This window comes from Modestobacter muralis, assembly GCF_010682105.1.
In the GTDB taxonomy this organism is placed as follows: Bacteria; Actinomycetota; Actinomycetes; order Mycobacteriales; family Geodermatophilaceae; genus Modestobacter; species Modestobacter muralis.
Map to the genome: position 1 here is coordinate 66,607 of NZ_JAAGWH010000049.1, position 22,356 is coordinate 88,962.

General features: G+C 75.3%; 17 protein-coding genes. 3 read left to right on the forward strand and 14 right to left on the reverse strand.

What is annotated here, in order from left to right:
* Positions 1-46: 46 nt before the first annotated feature.
* The gene (locus GCU67_RS16000) at positions 47-1,609 is read left to right on the forward strand and encodes a polysaccharide deacetylase family protein (RefSeq protein ID WP_163612208.1); all 1,563 of its coding nucleotides are present in this window, start codon (positions 47-49) and stop codon (positions 1,607-1,609) included.
* Between the two features lie 69 nt (positions 1,610-1,678).
* Here GCU67_RS16000 and GCU67_RS16005 read toward each other — a convergent pair whose 3' ends face one another.
* From GCU67_RS16005 to glmS, 5 genes are all read right to left on the reverse strand, one after another.
* Positions 1,679-2,998, reverse strand: coding sequence for a glycosyltransferase family 2 protein (locus tag GCU67_RS16005; RefSeq protein ID WP_211661507.1), 1,320 nt, complete (start codon positions 2,996-2,998; stop codon positions 1,679-1,681).
* Positions 2,995-4,071 (reverse strand): glycosyl hydrolase family 18 protein, encoded by a 1,077-nt coding sequence (locus tag GCU67_RS16010; protein WP_163612209.1) that lies wholly within the window; start codon positions 4,069-4,071, stop codon positions 2,995-2,997. The genes GCU67_RS16005 and GCU67_RS16010 overlap by 4 nt, the downstream gene beginning before the upstream one ends.
* Positions 4,072-4,151: 80 nt before the next feature.
* The gene (locus GCU67_RS16015; protein WP_163612210.1) at positions 4,152-5,162 is read right to left on the reverse strand and encodes an NAD-dependent epimerase/dehydratase family protein; all 1,011 of its coding nucleotides are present in this window, start codon (positions 5,160-5,162) and stop codon (positions 4,152-4,154) included.
* 42 nt (positions 5,163-5,204) lie between these two features.
* Positions 5,205-6,791, reverse strand: coding sequence for a nucleotide sugar dehydrogenase (locus GCU67_RS16020; RefSeq protein WP_338105072.1), 1,587 nt, complete (start codon positions 6,789-6,791; stop codon positions 5,205-5,207).
* Positions 6,788-8,692 carry a glutamine--fructose-6-phosphate transaminase (isomerizing) gene (gene glmS, locus GCU67_RS16025; RefSeq protein WP_338105073.1) on the reverse strand — a complete coding sequence of 635 codons (1,905 nt, stop codon included), beginning with the start codon at positions 8,690-8,692 and terminating at the stop codon, positions 6,788-6,790. The genes GCU67_RS16020 and glmS overlap by 4 nt, the downstream gene beginning before the upstream one ends.
* Positions 8,693-9,046: 354 nt before the next feature.
* Here glmS and GCU67_RS16030 point away from each other — a divergent pair, with 354 nt between their 5' ends.
* The gene (locus tag GCU67_RS16030) at positions 9,047-9,544 is read left to right on the forward strand and encodes an ANTAR domain-containing protein (protein WP_163612212.1); all 498 of its coding nucleotides are present in this window, start codon (positions 9,047-9,049) and stop codon (positions 9,542-9,544) included.
* A gap of 43 nt (positions 9,545-9,587) precedes the next feature.
* On the opposite strand, the gene mnmA is transcribed toward GCU67_RS16030, so the two are convergent.
* The 9 genes from mnmA to GCU67_RS16075 form a co-directional block, all read right to left on the reverse strand.
* Positions 9,588-10,661, reverse strand: coding sequence for a tRNA 2-thiouridine(34) synthase MnmA (mnmA, locus tag GCU67_RS16035; RefSeq protein WP_163612213.1), 1,074 nt, complete (start codon positions 10,659-10,661; stop codon positions 9,588-9,590).
* Positions 10,658-11,842 (reverse strand): cysteine desulfurase family protein, encoded by a 1,185-nt coding sequence (locus tag GCU67_RS16040; protein WP_163612214.1) that lies wholly within the window; start codon positions 11,840-11,842, stop codon positions 10,658-10,660. Before GCU67_RS16040 ends, mnmA begins: the two co-directional genes overlap by 4 nt.
* A gap of 64 nt (positions 11,843-11,906) precedes the next feature.
* Positions 11,907-12,893, reverse strand: coding sequence for an electron transfer flavoprotein subunit alpha/FixB family protein (locus GCU67_RS22875; protein ID WP_338105074.1), 987 nt, complete (start codon positions 12,891-12,893; stop codon positions 11,907-11,909).
* On the reverse strand, positions 12,880-13,644 hold the full coding sequence (locus GCU67_RS16050; RefSeq protein WP_163612215.1) for an electron transfer flavoprotein subunit beta/FixA family protein: 765 nt from the start codon (positions 13,642-13,644) through the stop codon (positions 12,880-12,882). The genes GCU67_RS22875 and GCU67_RS16050 overlap by 14 nt, the downstream gene beginning before the upstream one ends.
* Positions 13,645-13,713: 69 nt before the next feature.
* Positions 13,714-14,832: an L-cysteine desulfhydrase Cds1 gene (gene cds1, locus GCU67_RS16055; protein WP_338105075.1), complete on the reverse strand. Its 1,119-nt coding sequence runs from the start codon at positions 14,830-14,832 to the stop codon at positions 13,714-13,716.
* Between the two features lie 23 nt (positions 14,833-14,855).
* Positions 14,856-15,641 (reverse strand): enoyl-CoA hydratase/isomerase family protein, encoded by a 786-nt coding sequence (locus tag GCU67_RS16060; protein WP_163612216.1) that lies wholly within the window; start codon positions 15,639-15,641, stop codon positions 14,856-14,858.
* A 39-nt stretch (positions 15,642-15,680) separates the two neighbouring features.
* Positions 15,681-17,312: a glycosyltransferase family 39 protein gene (locus GCU67_RS16065; protein WP_163612217.1), complete on the reverse strand. Its 1,632-nt coding sequence runs from the start codon at positions 17,310-17,312 to the stop codon at positions 15,681-15,683.
* A 158-nt stretch (positions 17,313-17,470) separates the two neighbouring features.
* Positions 17,471-19,189 carry a hypothetical protein gene (locus GCU67_RS16070; protein ID WP_163612218.1) on the reverse strand — a complete coding sequence of 573 codons (1,719 nt, stop codon included), beginning with the start codon at positions 19,187-19,189 and terminating at the stop codon, positions 17,471-17,473.
* On the reverse strand, positions 19,152-19,910 hold the full coding sequence (locus GCU67_RS16075) for an ABC transporter ATP-binding protein (protein WP_338105076.1): 759 nt from the start codon (positions 19,908-19,910) through the stop codon (positions 19,152-19,154). The genes GCU67_RS16070 and GCU67_RS16075 overlap by 38 nt, the downstream gene beginning before the upstream one ends.
* A gap of 104 nt (positions 19,911-20,014) precedes the next feature.
* On the opposite strand from GCU67_RS16075, the gene glgX reads away from it, so the two are divergent.
* A complete protein-coding gene (glgX, locus tag GCU67_RS16080; protein WP_338105077.1) occupies positions 20,015-22,174 on the forward strand; it encodes a glycogen debranching protein GlgX in 2,160 nt (719 codons plus the stop codon).
* The last annotated feature ends 182 nt before the right edge of the window (positions 22,175-22,356 follow it).

Genomic DNA, 22,356 nt, shown 5'->3' on the forward strand with positions numbered 1-22,356 from the left:
AGGAGCGGATCGAGCGGCCCGGCCGCGGTCCGGCGAGGAGACCGTCATGAGCGTCGCCAGGAGCAGGGACCTGAGCCTGAGCCGGGAGGTGGTGGCAGGCCTGGTCCTGCTCGCCCTCGTCGTGCTCACCGGGTGGGCGGGGGCGTTGCCGTCGGCGCAGGCGGCGGCGAGCCCGACGGTGGTGACGCTGACCTTCGACGACGGTGACGCCGACCAACTGGCCGCCGCCCAGACGCTGCGGGACAACGGCCTGGCCGGCACCTTCTACGTCCCCAGCGGGTGGATCGGCGCGCCCGGTTACCTGAGCCGGGCCGACCTCGGCTCCATCGCCGCGGCCGGCCACGAGATCGGCGGGCACACGGTCAACCACGCCGACCTCACCCAGGTGCCGGCCACCGAGGCCAAGGCACAGATCTGCAACGGCCGGGCCACCCTGCAGAGCTGGGGCTTCCAGCCGCGCAGCTTCGCCTACCCGTTCTCGACCTCGAACCCCACGGTCGAGCAGCTGGCCGCGCAGTGCGGTTACGACACCTCCCGCGGGCTGGGTGACGTCCGGTCTCCCGCCAGCTGCGCGGCCTGCCCACGCGCCGAGACGCTGCCGCCGGCGAACCCGAACTACCTGAAGGCGCCCGACCAGGTCGACTCGAGCTGGACGCTCGCGCAGCTCAAGGCGCAGGTCACCAACGCGACTCAGAACGGCGGCGGCTGGGTCGTGCTGACCTTCCACCACGTGTGCACGAACATCGGCGCCGCCGACTGCCAGGCCGACCAGTCGATCACGCCGGCGGTGTTCAACCAGTTCGCGGCCTGGCTGAAGACCTACCGCGACGCCCCGGCGAACCGGACGACGGTGAAGACGGTCGACCAGACGGTGCGGCAGTACAAGGCCGCCGCCTACCCGGCCTACCGCACCGCCACCGCGGTGGCACCCAAGCCGGTGGCCGCGGTCGGGACCAACGCGCTGACCAACCCCTCGCTCGAGGCGACCGACGCCGCGACCGGCTTCCCGAGCTGCTTCCAGGCCGCCGGCTGGGGCACCAACACCGCGGCCTGGGCGGCGGTGTCGCCCGGGCGCACCGGCACGAAGGCGCAGAAGCTGACCGTCACCGGCTACAGCAGCGGTGACGCCAAGCTGATGCCCAACCTCGACCTGGTCACCTGTGCGCCCAGCGTCACACCGGGCAGGACCTACACGCTGAGCACCTGGTACCAGTCGACGGCGGTGAGCCAGTTCGCGCTCTACTACCGCGACGGCTCGGGCACGTGGTTCTACTGGACCTCCAGCCCCTGGCTGGCCGCGACGGCCACCCCGACCACGTGGACCGAGGCCACCTTCACCACCCCCGCCGTCCCGGCCGGTGCCACGGGGGTGTCGTTCGGGCTGGCGCTCATCGCGAACGGCACGCTCGTCACCGACGACATCGCGTTCGTCGACCGCGGGACGGCGACCGCCGCCCCGTCGGCGCTGGCGACCACGAGCAGCCGGACGGCGGCCGCACCACCCACCGCTCAGCGGCAGCAGAGCTCCGAGGTGGCCGAGGTGCCCGGCATCGGGTCCCGTCCCGGCACCCAGGTGGCGGCCGAGCCGGCCACCGACGGCCAGGGCTGACCGGGGACGGCGGGTCCGGTCCCCTGCCCCTGGACCGGACCTGCCACGCCCGCCGCGCACGGCGGGCGGTCACACCGTGGTGCCGAAGCCCTCCGGTGCCAGGACACGGCTGCCGTCGGGGACCATCGCCCGCCTGGTCGGGCTGACCCACTGCCCGTTCGAGGGGGTGCGCCAGGCCCGCGGCAGCGTGCGCAGCGCGATCACCGCGTCGGTCACCCGCATCGCGAGGAAGAACAGCCCCAGGTACAGGTAGCGCGGCCGCCGCTCCACCAGCGCCACCGCGCAGGTGAGGAGGTAGTCCGGCAGCACCACCGCCAGCAGCAGCGGGACGAGCCCCACGTGGTCGTCGACGGCGTCGGCCACCTGGGCGGCGGTGTCGACGCCGACCGCGCCGGCCAGCTCCACCGCGCCGAGCAGCAGCACCACCAGCGGCAGGACGACGAACAGCACGCTGCTGGTGAGCAGCTCGGCGATGAGCACCGTGAGCATCAGCGCGAAGACGCCGCGCCGTGGCCGGTGCCGGCGCAGCGTCTGCCACAGCCCGAGCGCCCAGCGGCTGGTCTGGCGCACGTAGTCGCCGTAGTGGCTGGGGTCCTGGGTGTAGGCGCGGGCGCGGGTGGAGAACGCCACCCGGCCCAGCTGCTTGGCGTGCAGCTCGAAGGTCATGTTGAAGTCCTCGATGACCAGACCGCTCGGGTTGACCTCGATCTGCTCGAGCACGGCGGCCCGGTACATGCTGGCGAAGCCGGGCACGATGTGCGTCGCGTTGACCCCACGCCAGGTCTGCCCGTACTTCAGCAGCCGCTGGGTCAGCGTGTAGACCCGCTGCCGGTGCGCCACGACCACCGCGCCCCGGAAGCCGACCTCGGCGGGGTTCCACCGGGTCTCCGCGCACCCGGCGACCGCGGCCACCCGTGGGTCGTCGAACATCGGCAGGGCGACGTCGAAGTAGGCCGGGTCCAGCTGGGTGTCTGCGTCCAGCACGAGCACCGCGCCGAACCGCCCGGCCAGCCCGAAGTGGTCGATGCCCTGCTGCAGTGCACCGGCCTTGCCGACGTTGGTCGCCGTCTCCAGCACCTGGACGCCCGCGACCCGGGCCAGCTCGGCGGTGGCGTCGCCGGAGAAGTCGGAGACCACGTGCACGTTGCCCGCCGGGACCAGCTCGGTGATGGCGGCCAGGGAGTGCGCGATGACCAGCTCCTCGTCGTGGGCGGCCATCAGCACCGCGACGTCCGACGTGGTCAGCCGCTGCGCCGGCGGGTCGACCGCGCCGCGCCGCCGGCGACGCCACCGGGCCAGCCGCTCGTCGACGAACCGCAGGAGCCCGACGCCCCCCCACAGCACCGAGTTGACCCCGATCACCAGCACCGCCAGCACCCACCCGCTCACCGGTCACCCACCTCCCCCGTGTCCACACCCCGCCGGTAGTCCTCCACCACCTGCCAGAGCCCGTCGTCCTCGTCCCCGACCAGCCAGAGATAGACCCCGCCCAGTCGGTACTGCTGAGCCAGCTCGAGCTTGGCCCGGATGCTGTAGGCGTTCTCGAACCACACGGTGCGCTCGATGCCGTCGGCGTCCCGGTAGACCAGCCACGGGCTCTGCCCGGTCTGGTCCCAGCTGACCGGCACCCCGTACTGCTCGCTGAGCCCGTAGGCCTGCAACCAGCTCACCAGCTCCCCGCCCTGCGGACCCCAGCGGTAGCCGTAGGTGGGCACGCCGAGCACGAGCTTGGCGGCCGGGATCTCGTGCACGGCGTAGGTGAGCACCCGGTCCACCCAGTCGACCGGCGCGATCGGTCCCGCCCCGGAGGTCACCCAGTGCCAGTCGTAGCCCATCAGCCGCACCTGGTCGGCCGCGGCCCCGAGGGCGGCGTAGTCCTGGGCGAGGTTGCGCTCGTCGTAGCCGGCGTCGGAGTCCTTGGCGAAGACGTCGACGCTGAGCACCTTGCCCACCGCGTGCAGGGACTCGGCGAGGTCCTGCACGAACGCGGTGAACGCGTCCCGGTCGGCCGCGCGCAGGTCCTCGTAGTCGATGTCGATGCCCGCGAAGCCCTGCCGCTGCACCAGTTCGGTGACCGCCCGGACGTGCGCGGCGGCCAGCACCGGGTCGTGCAGCACCGTGCCGATCAGCTCCGGGTCCCACCCGCCGTCGCGGGTGTTGGTGATCGTCGGGACCAGCGGCACGCCGCGCCGGCGCAGCAGCTCGAGCTGCTCGGGGGCGACCACGCCCGCGGGCTGCGCGCGCTGCACCACCGAGCCGTCCGGGGCGACCTCGTACAGGTTGGGCGAGGCCGCGGACAGCAGGTCGGCGTGCGCGCCGATGGTCCGTGTCCCACCGGCCAGGTTCCAGACCGGCAGGGACGCGGCGACGTCGGGCGGCCGGGCCTCCCGGGCGTCGGCCGGCCGTGTCTCCACCCGCCCGGAGGACAGCAGCACCACGGCCAGGACCACGACGGTGGCCACCGACACCGCGGTCCGGCGGAACCCCCACCTGCGGTGGCGCCGCACCGCGTGGGCCCCGTGCTCCCTGAGGTCGCGTCCGGTCACGGTCGCGCTGCCGCCGACCTCTCGCCCGGGACGGCGGGGACCACCTGCCGACGGGAGGCCACGACCGCGTCGACGATCGCGTCCAGGTCGTGCCGTGGGGTCCAGCCGATGAGGTCCCGGATCCTGGAGCAGTCGGGCACCCGACGCTCCATGTCCTCGTACCCCGGGCCGTAGACATCGGCGTAGTCCAGGTGCACCACGTCGCTGGCCGACCCGGTGCGGGTGATGACACGCTCGGCCAGCCCGTCGATCGACACCTGCTCGGGGTTGCCGACGTTGAACAGCCCGCCGACCGCGGCCTCCGTCGCCATCAGCCCGGTCAGCGCCGGGACGACGTCGGCGACGTGGCAGAAGCAGCGCGTCTGGGTGCCGGTGCCGAACACCGTCAGCGGCTCCCCGGCCAGCGCCTGGTCGACGAAGCGGGGCATGACCATGCCGTAGCGGCCGGTCTGCCGGGGCCCGACGGTGTTGAACAGCCGCACCAGCACCCCGCGCAGCCCGTGGTGCTGGACGTACTGCGCCGTCACCGACTCGTCGATCGCCTTCGCCAGCGCGTAGGACCACCGGCTCTTCACCGGCGCCCCGAGCACGATGTCGTCGTCCTCGCGCAGCCCGATGGTGGTGTTCTTGCCGTAGACCTCGCTGGTCGAGGCGACCAGCAGCCGCGCGTCGTGCCGGGCCGCGGCCTCCACGACCGCCTCGGTACCGCGCAGGTTCACCCGCAGGCTCTCCAGCGTGCGCTGCTGGATGGTGAAGACACCCACCGCGGCAGCGAGGTGGTAGACCTCCTCGACGCCGGCGACGAGGTCGTCGACCACCTCGGTGTCGACCACGCTGCCCTGGACGAACCGGACGGCCCCGGGGTGGGCCAGCTCCAGGTCGGCCAGGTTCTCGCGGCGTCCGGTGCTCAGGTCGTCGAGCACGACGACCTCGCGGCCCTGGGCCACGAGCGCCTCGGACAGGTGCGAGCCGATGAAGCCGGCCCCTCCGGTGATGAGCGTCCGCATGACTGCCTCTCCTTCGTCGTCGTCGTCGGTGGGGGTACGGGGTCAGACGACGTGCCGCGAGGGCAGCGACTCGAACCGGTAGGTGGCGTCCAGCACGGTGGTCGAGCGCGACACCCACGAGTAGTCGTGCTGGGGGTGCACGGTGTGCAGCAGCACCAGGTCCCAGTCCTCGTCGGCGGCCGAGGCGTGCGAGGCCATCAGCCGACCGTCGGGCAGGCTCATGCTGGGCACGAGCGGGTCGACGTACCAGACACTCGCCCCGCGGGCCTCGAGCCCGGGGATGATCTCCACCGCCGGGGTCTCCCGGACGTCCTGGACGCCGGGCTTATAGGCCACGCCGACGACCAGCACCCGCGCCCCGCCGAGCCCCCGGCCCAGGTCGCTCATCACCTCGACCGCCCGGGCGACCACCTGGTGCGGACGCTCGGCGATCGCGGTCATCGCCTGCTCGATCAGCGGCGCCGGCGTCCGCGAGGAGCGCAGCTGCCAGAGCAGGTAGTGCGGGTCGCACGGGATGCAGTGCCCACCGACGCCGGGGCCGGGGTAGGTGGCCAGGAAGCCGTAGGGCTTGGTGGCCGCGGCCCGGGTCACCTCGACCGGGTCCAGGTCCAGCGAGCGGCAGATCCCGGCGAACTCGTTGGCCAGGGCGAGGGTCACCGCCCGGAACGTGTTCTCGTACAGCTTGGTCAGCTCCGCCGCCTCCGCCGAGCTGACCAGGTGCACCGACTCGGTGAGCAGACCCACCACGTCGGAGGCCCACTGCGCGCACTCCGGCGTCACCCCGCCCAGCACCCGGGGCGTGGTCGTGTGCTCGTGCTCGGCGATGCCGGGGTCGATGCGCTCGGGGCTGAAGGCCACGAACACGTCCTCCCCGGCGCGCAGGCCGCGCTCGGCGAGCGGGGTCACCAGCAGGTCCCGTGTGCACCCGACGTAGGTGGTGGAGGTGAGCACCAGCACCTGCCCGGGCCGGGCCCGGGCCACCACGGCGGCGCAGGCCCCGGCCAGCGCCTGCAGGTCGGGGTTGAGGTGGGCGTCGACCGGTGTCGGCACGCAGATGATCACCGCGTCGGCCTCGGCGAGCTCGTCGGCGTCGTCGGTGACCCGGAAGCCAGGGTCCTCCAGGGCAGCGGCGAGGCGGCCGAGGTCGGTGGGCAGCAGGTCGACCTGCCGGCTGCGGATCGCCGACAGCCGGGTCTGGCTGACGTCCAGGCCGATCACGCCGATCCCCTGGCGGTGCAGCGCGAGGGCGGTGGGCAGCCCCACGTAGCCCATGCCGACGACCGCGACGGTGGCGATGCCGGGCACGCTCAGCGCGCTCAGCACGGGCGTCGGCCGGCCCAGACCGGAGCGCGGACGGGGCACCGGGACGATGTGGTCGGCGGCGATGTTGTTCGCCACGATGTTGGGCTGCGCGAGGACGTTGGGTTGTACGGGGACGTCCAGGGCTCCGGCGTCCCGGGTCACGGGGTCAGCGGCCACGGTGCCCGCTGCGCCGGTGTCCGGAGCCCCCCGGTCGGCGCGGTGGTCGGCGGCTCGGTGCTGGGTGCGGACGTGGTCGGCCGCGCTGAGCCGCATGGCCGGGAGCTCGGTGCTGGGCATGTCGTTCATCAGGTCCCTGTCTCGGGTCACAGCACGGTCACGGACTTGGCGAGGTTGCGTGGTTTGTCGGCGTCCCGTCCCAGGGCCACGGCGATGCAGCGGGCGAGGTGCTGGAGGGCGACGACGGACTCGAGCGGGCCCCAGGCCGGCGCGGGCCCGGAGAGCACCGGGAAGGTGTCGGTGCGGCCGGAACCGACTCGGATCACCCGGGCACCGCGGGCGGCCAGTTCGGCGGCCGCGCCGGCCAGCCGCGCCGGGTCCCCGCTCTCGAGCAGGAGCACCGGGGTGCCCTGCTCGATGAGCGCGATGGGCCCGTGTTTGAACTCCCCGGCCGGGAGGACCTCGGCGTTGCGATAGGTGATCTCCTTGAGCTTCAGTGCGCCCTCCGCGGCGTAGGGGAGTCCGGCGCCGCGGGAGACGAAGAAGAACGACCGCGCCCCGGCCAGCTCCTCGGCCAGCGCGACCGCGACCGGGAAGGACGTGGTGTGCGCCGCCGCCAGCCGGCCGGGCAGCGACCCGAGTTGCAGCCCGTGCTGGGCCACGGCCCGGCGGCTCAGCGACCGGGTGGCCGCGGCGTGGGCGATGGCCAGCGCGGCCCCGGCGACCACCTGGGCGGTGAACGTCTTGGTCGCCGCCACCCCGATCTCGGGACCGGCGCCGGTCTCCAGCACCGCGTCGCTGCGGCGGGCCAGCGAGGAGTGCGGCCGGTTGGTGATCGCCAGCACCGGACCACGGACGGCGTCCAGGGCGTGCAGCACGTCGGAGGTCTCCCCGGACTGCGAGATCGCCACCGTGAGCACGCCGTCCTGGCTCCCCGGGGCGACCAGCTCGTCGTGCTCGGAAGCGACGACGACCTCCGCGGGCACCCCGCCGAGCAGCCCGAAGGTGCGGGCCACCACCTCGGCAGCGTGCCGGGAGCTGCCGCAGGCGAGGAACCGCAGCCGGGCCGGGGCGGCGAGCCCGGTCCGGGACCACAGGCGGCCGTCGGCGACCTCGGGCAGCAGCCGCTCGAGCAGCCGGCCGACCACCGCAGGCTGCTCGGCGATCTCCTTCTCCATGAAGTCGTCGTAGGCGCCGCGCTCGACGTCGTCGGCCGCCCAGCCCAGCCGCACGCTCTCCCGCGGCGGCACCTCGGCGCCGTCGGCGTCCAGCCAGGTGACCGTGTCGCCGAGGACGACGACGTCGCCGTCCTGTAGGACGCTCACCGCGGCCACCGTGCCGAGCAGCGCGGTGACGTCGCTGGCGGCCACGTGCCCGTCCGGCCCCGACCCGACCACGAGCGGCGAGCGGTGGGAGGCCAGGACGACGTCACGGGAGTTCCCGGCGGTGACCGCGAGCGCCCAGGTCCCGCGCAACCGGCGGGTGGCGGCCAGGGTGGCCGCGGCCAGCGATCCGGTCCCGGCGAAGTGCTCCTCCACCAGGTGGGCGACGACCTCGCTGTCGACGTCGGAGGTGAAGAGGTGGCCGCGTCCCCGCAGCTCGGCCACCAGCTCGTCGGCGTTGTCGATGATCCCGTTGTGGACCACCGCGATCGCGCCGGAGCAGTCCCGGTGCGGGTGGGCGTTCGACTCCGAGACGCTGCCGTGCGTCGCCCAGCGCGTGTGCCCGATGCCCAGGCAGGACCCGGCGGGCGGGGGCAGGACGGCGAGGCGCTCCTGCAGCGAGGCGACCCGCCCCACGGCACGCACGACGGTCAGGCCCTCCGGGCCCGTCCCCGTCACGGCGATGCCGGCCGAGTCGTACCCGCGGTACTCGAGGCGGGAGAGGGCTCCCGCCAGGAACTCAGCGGCCTGCACCCGGCCGCGGCACGCGACGATCCCACACACTTCGACCTCCGACGATGAGCCCGGCGAGAGACGGCCCGTCCGTGGGGGGGGGCCGCACCGGTGAGGGGTGCCGCAGCGCTCGGGCGCTGCGGGCGAGCACCGCACGGGACCCTCGGCCGGGAACGGCCGAGGGGTTCGTCAGCCGCGGACGGCGACGCAGCGTGCGGGAGGCGAGCGAGGTGCTGCACGGTGGACCGTCACAGCGGGTGACCTCCGGCGGGGCATGCGCGGGTCTGCGCTGCTGCTCGTCTGCTCGAGCGTCCACCAGGGAAGCCACCCGCCAGCGGGCAGTTCCTCGATCGACGGCAACGTAGCACCGCTGCACGGCAGGCAACAGGGCTCTCACGCTGCCCGAATGTGAAGTAGCTGAGCAGTCACTCCCAGCAAGGAAGCGCGGGACGGCCCACAACGAGGAGCCGAGGCCCGCAACAGAGGGTGACAGTGCGGGACAGTGCCGCCATGGGTGACACAGACCGCTCCGACCTGGCGGACCGGCTCAGGCACGTGGACTCGCTGCTCACCGCGGCCACGGACATGCTGTCCTCGCTGCACCGCGTCCTCGCGGAGGTGCACCGCGAACTCGGGCCGGCCCGGCGCGAGGAGGAGGAGCGCCCCCGCGACGCGGAGATCGCCCAGCTGCGCCACGAGGTCGAACAGCTCCGCGAGGGGATGGCCTCCCGGGCGGTGATCGAGCGGGCGAAGGGCGTGATCATGCGCGGCCACGGCGTCTCCGAGGCCGAGTCCTTCGCCCTCCTCACCGACCTGTCCCAGCGCACGCACCGCAAGGTGCGCGACGTGGCCGCCGACCTGCTCGACGGCCCGCCGGACCTGCAGCTGGTCGGGTCCCGGCCGGAGACGGTCCCGGCGGCGCGGTCACGGAACGGGCGGAACGGGGACACCGCCGTCCGCACCCTGGTCACCTCGGGGGACTCCACGGACCCGGCCGGCTCGCCGTGACCCGGTGGCCCGGTGGCCGGGCCGCCGGCTCACCGGACGCGGTTCAGGCGGTGGCGGAGACCGCCGCCTGGCCGAGCACCCGGTCGCCGCGCAGCGCGTCGGGGGCGTAGAGCACCGCGGACTGCCCCGGGGCCACCCCGCGCTGCCGCTCCCCCAACGTGATGCGCAGCCCGCCGCCGTCGGCCGGGGTCACCTCGCAGGGCACCGCCGCCCCGTGCGCGCGGACCTGCACCTGGCCGCGGAAGGGCAGCTCGGGCACCGGCCCGGTCCAGGTGGGTGCTGCGGTGACGACCTCGGAGACCTCGGCCTGCTCGGCGGTGCCGATGGTGACCGTGCGGCTGACCGGCTCGATGCCCAGCACGAAGCGCGGCCGCTGGTCGCCGGCGGTGACGCCCAGGCCGCGGCGCTGGCCGACGGTGAAGCCGTGGACGCCGGCGTGCGTGCCGACCGTCGCCCCCGTCGCGGCGTCGACCACCGGGCCGGGCTGCTCGCCCAGCCGCCGGGTGAGGAAGCCGCGGGTGTCGCCGTCGGGGATGAAGCAGATGTCGTGCGAGTCGGGCTTGGTGGCGACCGCGTACCCGCGCTCGGCGGCCAGCTCGCGCACCCGGTCCTTGGTCATCTCCCCCAGCGGGAAGACCGCGTGGGCCAGCTGCTGGGGCGTGAGGACGCCGAGCACGTAGGACTGGTCCTTGGCCGCGTCGACCGAGCGGCGCAGCTCGCCGTCGACCAGCCGGGCGTGGTGGCCGGTGACGACGGCGTCAAAGCCCAGCGCCCGGGCCCGGTCCAGCACGGCGGAGAACTTGATCTTCTCGTTGCAGCGCAGGCAGGGGTTGGGGGTGCGACCGGCGGCGTACTCGGCGACGAAGTCCTCGACCACGTCCTCGCGGAACCGGTCGGCGAGGTCCCAGACGTAGAACGGGATGCCCAGCTCGTCGGCCACCCGGCGGGCGTCGTGGGAGTCCTCGACGCTGCAGCAGCCCCGCGAGCCGCTGCGCAGCTGCTGGCGGTCCGGGGACAGCGCGAGGTGCACGCCGGTGACGTCGTGCCCGGCCTCGACGGCCAGCGCGGCGGCGACCGCGGAGTCCACTCCCCCGCTCATCGCGGCGACGACCCTCATCGGGCACCCGCCCGGCGGGCGCGCTCGACGACGGGTGCGATCACCGCGAGCACCGCGTCGACGTCGGCGTCGGTCGAGGTGTGGCCCAGGCTCATCCGCAGCGAGCTGCGCGCCCGGGCCGGGTCGGCGCCGGTGGCCAGCAGCACGTGGCTGGGCCGGGCGACCCCGGCGCTGCACGCCGAGCCGGTGGAGCACTCGATGCCGCGGGCGTCCAGCAGCATCAGCAGCGCGTCCCCCTCGGCACCGGGGAAGGACAGGTGCGCGTTGCCCGGCAGCCGGCCCGGCCCGCCGGCGACGACGTCGTCCAGTGCGGGGCCGTTGAGCTGCGCGTCGGGGACCTCGGCCAGGACACCGGCCACGAGCCGGTCGCGCAGCTCCGCAACCTGCGCCGTCCGCTCGACCCGGTCCTCGACCGCGGCCCGGGCGGCCGCGGCCAGCCCGACGATCGCGGCGACGTCCAGCGTGCCGGAGCGGACGTCGCGCTCCTGCCCGCCGCCGTGCAGCAGCGGGGTGCACTCGACGTCCCGGCGCAGGAGCAGCGCGCCGGCGCCCATCGGCCCGCCGAGCTTGTGCCCGGTCAGGGTCAGCGCGTCGACGCCGCTGGCGGCGAAGTCCACCGCGAGCTGGCCCACCGCCTGCACCGCGTCGGTGTGCAGCGGGACGCCGACGGCGTGGGCGACCGCGGCGAGCGCGGCCACGTCGCTGACCGCGCCGATCTCGTTGTTGGCCCACATCACACTGGCCACGGCGACGTCCGAGCCGTCGCCGAGGGCGTCGGCGAGCGCCTCGGGGGTGACCCGGCCGGTCGGGTCGACCGGCAGCCAGGTCACCTGGGCGCCGGCGTGCGCCTCCAGCCACTCGACGCTGTCGAGCACGGCGTGGTGCTCGGCGGGGCTGGTCACGATCCGGCGACGGCGGTCGTCGGCGGCCCGGCGCGCCCAGTACAGGCCCTTGACGGCGAGGTTGTCGCCCTCGGTGCCACCGGCGGTGAACAGCACCTCCGACGGCCGGGCGCCGAGTGCGGCGGCCAGCTGCTCGCGGGACTGCTCGGCGACCCGCCGTGCCTGGCGGCCGCTGGCGTGCAGCGAGGAGGCGTTCCCCACCCGGGCCAGCTGCTCGGTCATCGCCGCCAGCGCGACGGGGAGCATCGGCGTGGTGGCCGCGTGGTCGAGGTAGGTCATGGCCCGACCAGCGTAGGCGCGCCTCCCGTCGTGGCCACCCCCCGATGGGCGAGGGTGCTCGGGCTCACGCCCGCGCGGCGGTGATCTGCGCGGTGAGCGCCGGGACGACGGTGGCCACGTCGCCCACCACCCCGAAGTCGGCCAGCGCGAAGACCGGGGCGTCGGGGTCGGAGTTGACCGCGACGACGGTCTGCGCGGCCCGCACCCCCGACCAGTGCTGCGCCGCCCCGGAGATGCCCACCGCGACGTAGAGCCGCGGCGACACCCGGGCGCCGGACTGCCCGACCAGGCACGACGGCGGGCAGGAACCGGCGTCCACCGCGGCCCGCGTCGCACCGATGGCCGCGCCCAGGGCGTCGGCCAGCTCCTCGACCGCGGCGAGCTCCGCGGCGGTGGTCACCCCGCGGCCGACCGCGACCACGACCGAGGCCTCGGTCAGCGCCGGCCGGCCGGCGGCGGGCCCGGCGACCCGCCGCACCACCCGGGCCTCCCGCGCGGTGACCGACAGCTCGACCGGCACCTGCTCGACCACGGGGTCCACCGGGGCGGGCACCGGGGTCAGCGAGGCGGCGCGCCAGGCGTGCACCGGCGTCCCGGTCGTGACCCGGGCCCGCACCACCGTCGTCCCGCCGAAGGCCAGCTGGGTGGCCGAGCCGTCGGCGGCGAACCCGACGACGTCGGTGAGGAACCCGCTGCCCGTGCGCACCGCGAGCCGGGCGGCGACCTCCCGGCCCTCGGCGCTGGCCGGGACCACGACCGCGGCCGGCGCGCGGTCGGCGACCAGCCGGGCCAGCACGTCGACCCGCGGGCCGGCCAGGGCGGCGTCGAGCTCCGCGGACTCCCCCACCAGCACCCGCCCGGCACCGAACCGGGCCAGCTCCGCGGCCGCACCGGCGGCGGCCCCCGGGACGCCCAGGACGACCGCGACCGGTGCGCCGAGGACCCGCGCCGCGGTCAGCGCCTCCAGCGTCGCGCGGGTCGGCTCCCCGGTGCCGGTGAGCTCGGCCACGACGAGGACCTCCGCCGGGCCGGCCACCTCAGACGAGGGCACGGTCGGCCAGGAAGCGGACGAGCTCGGCGGGGTCACCGGTGCGCCCCGGGGTGCGGGCGGGCCCGGCGTCCGCGGTGACGACCCGGCTGGTCGCGGCGGCCAGGCCCACGGTCGCCGGGTCGATGCCCAGGTCGGCCAGCGTCAGCGTGGTCACCGACCGGTGCTGGGCGGCCCGGATCCCGGCGACGGTCCGCCGCCGCGGCGGGTCGGGCAGGACGTGGGTGGACACGACCGCCGGCAGCTCTGCCGCCAGCTCCCACCAGCCGTCCTCGGTCTGCCGCTCCCCGGTGACCGTCGTCCCGGTCACGGCGAGCGCGCGGAGGCCGGACAGGTGCGGCACCCCCAGCCGCTCGCCCAGCAGCGCCGCCATCACCCCGAGCCGCCCGTCGGAGGACGCCGCCCCGCAGAGCACCAGGTCGAACCCGACCCGGCGCAGCGCCGCGGCGAGGACGGCGCTGGTCTGCGGCGCGCAGGCACCGTGCAGCGCCGAGTCGACGACGTGCACCGCCTGGTCGGCGCCGGTCGCCAGCGCCTGGCGCAGCGCACCGGCGGCGCGCGGGGGGCCGACGGTCAGCGCGGTGACCGTGCCGCCGCCGGCCTCGCGCAGGGTCAGCGCCGCCTCGAGGGCGTGCAGGTCCAGCGGGCCGACGACGGCGTCGGCGTCGTCCCGGGCGACGGTGGCGTCGCCGCGGTCCAGCCTCCGGTCACCGGTCGGGTCGGGGACCTGCTTGACCAGCACGACGCTGTGCACGGTCGTCCTCCTCGGACTGCTCGTCGGTCGGGGTTCCGACCCGAGGCTACGCACGCGGAGCGACCTGGCTCACACTCCGTCGGCGACCCACTCCCCGGTACGGGCGAAGTGCTCGAGGACGGCGGTGTGCGGGGCGAGGTCCAACCCCTGGGCCGCCACCCAGCCGTCGTCGTAGTAGGTGCGGGCGTAGCGCTCGCCGCCGTCACAGAGCAGGGTCACCACGCTGCCGGTGCGCCCCGTCGCGACCATCTCGGCGACCAGCCGGAACGCGCCCCACAGGTTCGTGCCGGTCGAGGCGCCGGCCCGCCGCCCGGTCACCCGCTCCAGGTGCCGCATCGCGGCCAGCGAGGCCGCGTCGGGGACGCAGATCATCCGGTCGACGATCGTCGGCACGAACGAGGGCTCGACCCGGGGACGGCCGATGCCCTCGATCCGCGACCCGGAGCCGGTGGTGGCCGGGTCGGCGTCCCGCCAGCCGGGGAAGAAGGCCGAGGCCTCCGGGTCGACGACGGCCAGCCGGGTGGGCAGCCGGCGGTAGCGCACGTAGCGGCCGATGGTGGCGCTGGTGCCGCCGGTGCCGGCGCCCACGACGACCCACTCCGGCACCGGGTGCCGCTCGCGGCCCATCTGCTCGAAGACCGACTCGGCGATGTTGTTGTTGCCCCGCCAGTCGGTGGCCCGCTCGGCGTTGGTGAACTGGTCGAGGTAGTGCCCGCCGGTGTCGGCGGCGATCCGGCGCGCCTCGTCGTAGACGGTGCCCGCGTCGCGCACCAGGTGGCACCGGCCGCCGTGGAACTCGATCAGCGCGATCTTCTCCGGGCTGGTCGTGGCCGGCATGACGGCGACGAAGGGCAGCCCGAGCATCCGGGCGAAGTACGCCTCGCTGACCGCGGTCGAGCCGCTGGAGGCCTCGACCACGGTGCTGCCCGCGTGCAGCTGACCCGAGCACAGCGCGTAGAGGAACAGCGAACGGGCCAGCCGGTGCTTGAGGCTGCCGGTCGGGTGGGTCGACTCGTCCTTGAGGTAGAGGTCGACGCCCCACTCGACGGGCAGCGGGTGCACCAGCAGGTGGGTGTCGGCCGACCGGTGCGCGTCGGCCTCCACCAGGGCCACCGCCTGCTCCACCCACGCCCGACCGCCGGGGTCGGAGCGGTCGACGTCGGAGGCGGTCACCCGGGCAGCAGTCACCGGGGCATGGTCCCCCAGCGGGGTCAGCGGCCGGTGAAGGTGGCCCGGCCAGGCCCCTCGGTGAGGAAGGACGCCATCCCGGTGCGCTGGTCCTGGGTGCCGAACAGCCCGGCGAACAGCCGCGCCTCCAGCGCCAGCCCGGTGTCCAGGTCGCCGTCCAGGCCCTCGTCGATGGCCCGCTTCGCCGCGGCCAGCGCCAGCGGCGGCCCGGTGGCGAGCTTCCGGGCCATCGCGACCGCGGTCGGGTAGACCTCGTCGTCGGGGACGACGGCGTCGGCCAGCCCCATCTCCAGCGCCTCGACCGCGCCGACCTGCCGGCCGGTGAACACCAGGTCCTTGGCCCGCGCCGGGCCGACCAGCCGGGTCAGCCGCTGGGTGCCCCCGGCGCCGGGGACGAGCCCCAGCAGGATCTCGGGCTGCCCCACCCTCGCCCCGGCGCCCAGCACCCGGAAGTCGGCGCACAGCGCGAGTTCGTAGCCGCCGCCCAGCGCGTAGCCGGTGACCGCGGCGATCACCGGCTTGGGCAGCCGCGCCACGGTGGTGAAGGAGGTGGAGAGCTCCGCGCCCCACCCGGCCACCTGCTCGGCGTCCAGCTGCGCCATGGCGGCGATGTCGGCACCGGCGGCGAAGACCCGCTCGCCGCCGTAGAGGACGACGGCCCGCACGTCGGCGCGCTCCCCGGCCTCCTGCGCGGCCGCGCGCAGCTCCATGTGCAGCTGCTCGTCGATCGCGTTGACCTCGGGCCGGTCCAGCCGGATGGTGCCGACGCCGTCCGCGACCGACAGGGTGACGAACTCCGCAGCTGCCATGCCCTGCACCCTAGGACCCGGCGGGGAGGGCAGGCCCGCTCAGGGGGCGGTCGGTGCCGCTGCGCCGAACCGCTCGAGGCGCATGACCTCGCCGGCACCGCGCCGCGGCTCGAGCATCAGCCCGGGGGCGCCGCGCAGCTCCTCCAGCGCCTCTCCGGTCTCCTCGCACGCCTCCTCGGAGGGCACCCGGTAGCCGCGGCTGGTGACCAGCCAGACCGCGCCGTCCCCGGCCCGGGCCGAGACAGCCGCGGCCACGGCCACCGGGTCGGCGGACTCGTTGCGCGGGGCGTAGTCGGTCCAGTCGACCCGGTCGGCCGGCCGCAGGTCGGGGTACACGACCAGGTCCAGTCCGGCCGGGGCGAGCCGGCTGACCGAGGGGCCCAGCTGGTCGGGGCAGAACACGACGGTGTCCCCGGGTGCTGCGGCCTGCAGCTGCTCGGCCACCTGGTCGGCCTGCGTCCGCGGGGTGCGGACCGCCGAGGCCGCCAGCCCCAGGCCGACGAGCACGCAGCCCACCAGCAGGACGGCGGCGGTGCGCCGGTCGGGCAGCGCCACGAGGCCGACGGCGACCAGGGCGAGGAACGCGGGCAGCGCGACGCTGGTGTACCGGCCCGACACCGCGCTGGAGGTGAGCAGGCTGGCGACCCCGGCCACGACGAGCGTGCCGAGGGACAGCGCGACCAGGACCCAGCGGCCGCGGTGCCGGGACAGCCCCAGCCGCGCGCCCCCGGCGAACGGCCGGGTGACCAGCGCGAGCACCGCCAGGACGACGAGGGTGAGGCCCAGGAGCTGGGGCAGCACGGCGACCCCGCCGCGCCAGGCGTCCAGCGCGGTGGTGATCGAGCCGAGACCGCCGACGGCGGCCCAGGGCGTGCCGGTGTGCGCCAGCTGGAAGCGCAGCGTGGGCACCCAGGGCAGGAAGAGCAGCACCGCGAGCACGAACCCGGCCAGCACGCGCAGCGCCGCGGCCCGGTCCCAGCGCAGGCCGGCCAGGGCCACCAGCCCGGCGGCGGCCAGCAGGTAGACAGACCAGTAGTGGGTCAGCAGCAGCGCCCCCGCCGACAGCCCCACCGCGACGACCGGCAGCGGGCCGGGACGGCGCACCGCCCAGGTCACCGCCGCCGCCCCGAGCAGCGCCAGCAGCACGAGCAGGGAGTACATGCGGGTCTCGCTGGAGTAGCGGATGGCGAACGGCGAGCTCGCCAGCAGCAGGGTGAAGGCCAGCGCGACCCGGGGCCCACCGAGCCGGCGGCCGAGCACCCAGGCCACCGGCAGCGCCAGGACCCCGAACACGCCGGACAGCGCGCGGACCGCGACGGCGCCGTCGCCGAACACCCCGATCCACACGTGCAGCAGCAGGTAGTACAGCGGCGGGGAGCCGTCCTGGCGCAGCCCGGTGAACAGCCCGTCCAGGTCGGACCGGGCGATGGCCACGCTCTGCGCCTCGTCCAGCCACAGGGCCGCGGGCGAGAGGAAGCGCAGCACCGTCCCGGCCAGCACGGCCAGGACGGCGGCGACCAGCACGCCCCGGCCACCCTCCAGCGGTCCGTGCGACGTCGCGGCGTCCGGCTCCCGGTCCGGCGCGGTCGCCCCGCGCTCCGGGGCGCTCGGCCCCGGGCCGCGGCCGGCCTCGGACACCGCGGTGGGACCGGCCGGGCCGGCGCCGGTCACGGCGACGTCCCGACGGGCGCTCGACGACTCGGACAGGGTTCCTCCAGGGGACGTGCCGGCCCCGGGGGCGGGGCGGGCGGTGGGGCGGCCCGGACCACGCGGTCCGGAGCGGGCAGCGGACCGGCCGGTCCGACCACGAGCAGTGTGCCGCGCGGGCACTAACCGACCGCGGTGTCGCGCAGCCGCCACACCGACGCGTACCCCGACGGTCCGGAGACGGCCACTTCCTCGTAACCGGCCCGCAGGTCCTCGAGCACGCGCGACGTCCGGTCGTCCGATCGTACCCAGTCCGCAGCCCGGTCCAGCCCGACCACCACGACGTGGTCGAGGTCCCGGCCGGCCGCGGGCAGGTCGACGGTGGGCGGCACCCGCTCGATCCCCTCACGCTCGGGGTCGATCGCCGCGCGGATGCCCGGTGAGTCGGTGAAGCGCACCTGGAAGTAGGGGAAGGCCGCCTCGTAGTGGCCGACGTCGACCGCGCCGGCCTCGATGGCCAGCCGGCTGGAGACGTGCCGCAGCGGGTCGGGCTCGCGCTGCAACGGGGCCAGCGCCGCCTCGTGCCCGTCGAACCGGAGCACCAGGAAGGTCGACCCGGCCGGGATGTCGGCGGCCACCGACAGCAGCTCGTCGGCGGCGCGCTCGTCCTGCAGCTGGGTGGGCAGCCGCACGAGCGCGGCGGCCGTCGCGGCCAGCACCAGCAGCCCGGCCACCAGCCGGTGCGTCGTCGTCCGGGAAGGCAGGCGGGTGGCGCAGAACAGCAGCAGCACCAGCGGTGGGAACCACGCCAGCCGGTCGGGCAGGAAGCCGTACTCCTGCCCCAGCCGGGACGGCACCACCAGCACCGCCAGCGCGGCCAGCACCGTGGCCAGCCCCAGCACGGTGCGGTCGGACCGGGCGAGCGCGGCGTCGGTGGCGCCGCCGTCCGCGGGCGCACCGCCCCGCCGCACGGCGACGACGAGGAGCGCCAGCAGCGTGCCGGCGACCAGCAGCGCCGACGGCAGCTCCCACCAGCTGCCCACGACCAGCGGCCGGTACATCGACAGCAGCCAGCCGACCCGCACCAGCGACGGCCCGCCGACGACCTCGCCGTGCTCACCGCCCCCGGTGAGCACGTACCAGCCGGTGAGCAGCAGGGTCGGGGCGACCGCCAGCGCCGGCCCGGCCACGTGCCGGCGCAGTGCCGGGCCCCAGCCTGCCGCACCCCGGCTGGCCAGCAGCCGGCCCACCGCCAGCGCGCCGACCACGCCGACCGCGGCGACCTCGGGCATCAGGTGCGCCGACCAGGTGAGCAGCAGGAGCAGCGCCAGCACGACGGTGCGCGCCGCCGTCCACCCCTCGCGCGCCCGCAGTGCCACGCCCATCGCCACCAGCGACAGGGCCACGCCCCAGACGAAGTTGTAGAAGCCGTAGGCGACCAGGTGGCTGCCGGCGAACGGCAGCGCGGCCACGGCCAGCCAGCCGGCCCGCCGGTCCACCCCGCGCAGTGCGTACCGGAGGCCGCCGGCCAGCGCGAGCACGAAGCCGGCGACCACCGCCTTCTCCGCCCAGTCCGGGCCCAGCAGCGGCAGCAGTGCGGCGAGCATGCCGGTGGTGAGCAGGTTGGGCACCGGGCTCAGGTCGACCAGGTAGTTCTCCCGCAGCGCGTCGCCGACCACGCCGGGGTCGCCGTGGTGCAGCAGCACCCACGCGCTGTCGACGTGGGCCGGCCCGTCCTGGGTGAGCACGTGGCCGAGCAGCAGCAGCGGCGCCAGCTGGACGGCCAGGCCGACGACGAGCAGGACGGTGGCCCAGCCGGGCGTGCGCGAGCGCCGTCCCGGTGCCGCCGTGGACCCGACCGGGTCAGGCAGCGCGCCGGGCGCTGTAGCGGCCGCGCTCACGCTGGACCTCCAGTCGGATGCCGAACGCGTCGGAGAGCAGCGGCGCGGTCAGCACCTCCTCGATCGGGCCGGCCGAGACCACCTCGCCCCCCCGCAGCAGCAGGCCGTGGGTGTAGCCCGGCGGGATCTCCTCCACATGGTGGGTCACCAGCACCTGGGCCGGGGCGTAGGAGTCCCGCGCCAGGTCCGACAGCCGGGCCACGAGGTCCTCCCGGCCGCCCAGGTCCAGCCCGGCGCCGGGCTCGTCGAGCAGCAGCAGCTCCGGGTCGGTCATCAGCGCGCGGGCGATCTGGGTGCGCTTGCGCTCACCCTCGGACAGCGTGCCGAAGGGCCGGTGCGCCATCCGGGCCACGCCCCACTGCTGCATCAGCAGCGCGGCACGGGTCAGGTCGTGCACGTCGTAGTGCTCCCGCCAGCGGCCGACGACGGCGTACCCGGCGCTGACCACGACGTCCCCGACCCGCTCGGCGGGGTCGATCCGCTGGGCCAGCGCCGCGCTGGTCAGCCCGATCCGCGGCCGGAGCTCGAAGACGTCGACCGCGCCCAGGGTCTCCCCGAGGATCGACACCTCCCCGGCGCTGGGGTGCAGCTGCGCGCCGACCAGCTGCAGCAGCGTGGTCTTCCCCGCCCCGTTGGGGCCCAGCAGGACCCACCGCTCGTCGGGCCGGACGGTCCAGTCGACCCCGCGCAACAGGTGCGCTGTGCCTCGGACGACGTCCACGCCCCGGACCTCGACGACCGGTTGTGTCCACACGCCGCCCATCCAACCAACCTCCCGGGTGTTCCGGGCGCCCGGTCCGGGGCGAGTCGGGCACCATGCTCCGGGTGACCGCATCGACGACCGGCCGGCAGGTGGAGGTGTGGCCCGGGGTCCCGGCGCCGCTGGGGGCCCACTGGGACGGCACGGGGACCAACTTCGCGCTCTGGTCGGCCGGCGGTACCGCCGTCGACCTGTGCCTGTTCGACCCCGACGGGACCGAGCACCGCCAGCGCCTGCAGGAGACCACCCACCAGGTCTGGCACGGCCGGCTGCCCGGCGTGGGGCCCGGCCAGCGCTACGGCTACCGGGTGCACGGGCCCTTCGACCCGGCCTCGGGCGCCCGGTACAACCCGGCGAAGCTGCTGCTGGACCCCTACACGCGGGCCGTGGACGGCGAGCTGCGCCTGGACGAGGCCCTCTTCGGCTTCGACCGGCGCGACCCCGGCCAGCCGAACACCACCGACTCGGCACCGTTCGTCCCGCGCGGGGTGGTCATCCACGACTCGTTTCCTTGGGACGGCGACCAGCTGCTGCGCACCCCGTGGTCGGACACCGTCGTCTACGAGGTGCACGTCAAGGGCGCCACCATGACCCACCCCGACGTGCCGCCCGCGCTGCGCGGCACCTACGCCGGCCTGGCCCACCCGGCCTTCGTCGAGCACCTGGTGTCCCTGGGCGTGACCGCCGTCGAGCTGCTGCCGGTGCACTCCTTCGTCAGCGAGCCGCACCTGCTGCGCCGCGGGCTGACCAACTACTGGGGCTACAACACCCTGGGCTACTTCGCCCCGCACGCCGCCTACAGCTCCGCAGGCTCCGGCGGCGGGCAGGTGACCGAGTTCAAGGCGATGGTCAAGGCGCTGCACGCCGCGGGCATCGAGGTGATCCTCGACGTCGTCTACAACCACACCGCCGAGGGCGACCACACCGGACCCACGCTGTCCTTCCGCGGCCTGGACAACGGCGGCTACTACCGGCTCAACGGTGAGGACCCCTCCCGGTACACCGACTACACCGGCTGCGGGAACACCCTCGACGTCCGCCGTCCCCCGGTGCTGGCGCTGCTGATGGACTCGCTGCGCTACTGGGTCACCGAGATGCACGTCGACGGCTTCCGCTTCGACCTCGCCTCGGCCCTGGCCCGCTCCTTCCACGACGTGGACCGGCTGTCGGCCTTCTTCGACGTCGTCCACCAGGACCCGGTCGTCAGCACCGTCAAGCTGATCGCCGAGCCCTGGGACATCGGCGAGGGCGGCTACCAGGTGGGCAACTTCCCACCGCCCTGGACGGAGTGGAACGGCAAGTACCGCGACACCGTCCGCGACGTGTGGTCCGGGGCGAAGGTCGGCGTCCGCGACCTGGCCTACCGGCTCACCGGGTCCTCCGACCTCTACCGCTCCGACGGCCGGCGGCCCTTCGCCTCGGTCAACTTCGTCACCGCCCACGACGGCTTCCCGATGGCGGACCTGGTCACGTACCAGGAGAAGCACAACGAGGCCAACGGCGAGGACAACCGGGACGGCGAGAGCCACAACCGCAACTGGAACTGCGGCGTCGAGGGGCCCACCGACGACCCGTCGGTGCAGGAGCTGCGCGCGCGGCAGGTGCGCAACCACCTGGCCACGCTGCTGCTGTCCACCGGCGTCCCGATGCTCACCGCCGGCGACGAGCTGGGCCGCACCCAGGGCGGCAACAACAACGCCTACTGCCAGGACAACGAGGTCTCCTGGCTCGACTGGGCCGCGATCGACCCCGACCTGTGGAGCTTCGTGTCCCACGCGGTCGGGCTGCGCCGCAACTCCCCCGTGCTGCGCCAGGAGGCGTTCTTCGAGGGGAGTGAGGTCCCGGGCTCCGGGGGGACCCGCGACCTGGCCTGGTTCGCGCCGAACGGTGAGCAGCTGACCAGCCACGACTGGTTCGACACCGGGCTGCAGACCGTGGGCATGTACCTCGACGGCCGCGGGCTGCGGCTGCGCGACCAGCGGGGGCGGCCGGTCGTCGACGACTCGTGGCTGATCTGGCTGCACGCCGGCCCCGAGCCGGTGGACGTCGTCCTGCCCGGGGCGCCGTGGGGTGACGGCTACGAGCTGGCGCTGGCCACCGAGTACGCCACCGGCCTGCCGCCGCGGCCCACCGCCCTGCCGCCGGGCGGCACCCAGCTGCCCAGCCGCTCGGTGTGGGCACTGCGCGTGCTGAGGACGCCGGAGCCGATCTCGCACGCCGAGTAGGCCGCCGGGACAGCACGGCGCCCCCGTTCCCAGAACGGGAACGGGGGCGCGTCACGTCGTGATCAGGTGACCCCGGGGGATCGTGAGGAGTGGGGCCCGGAGGGTCCCGCGACCGAGCGACTCAGCGGCTCAGCTCAGCCGGGGAGGGCACCTGGCCGCGCTGCGGCCCGTCAGGGTCGCCG

What these genes read in the sequence shown, in the direction of transcription:
- GCU67_RS16000 (WP_163612208.1), top strand. Translation starts at nt 47, where the DNA reads ATGAGCGTCGCCAGGAGCAGGGACCTGAGCCTGAGCCGGGAGGTGGTG.
- GCU67_RS16015 (WP_163612210.1), bottom strand. Translation starts at nt 5,162, where the DNA reads ATGCGGACGCTCATCACCGGAGGGGCCGGCTTCATCGGCTCGCACCTG.
- GCU67_RS16030 (WP_163612212.1), top strand. Translation starts at nt 9,047, where the DNA reads ATGGGTGACACAGACCGCTCCGACCTGGCGGACCGGCTCAGGCACGTG.
- mnmA (WP_163612213.1), bottom strand. Translation starts at nt 10,661, where the DNA reads ATGAGGGTCGTCGCCGCGATGAGCGGGGGAGTGGACTCCGCGGTCGCC.
- GCU67_RS16040 (WP_163612214.1), bottom strand. Translation starts at nt 11,842, where the DNA reads ATGACCTACCTCGACCACGCGGCCACCACGCCGATGCTCCCCGTCGCG.
- GCU67_RS16060 (WP_163612216.1), bottom strand. Translation starts at nt 15,641, where the DNA reads ATGGCAGCTGCGGAGTTCGTCACCCTGTCGGTCGCGGACGGCGTCGGC.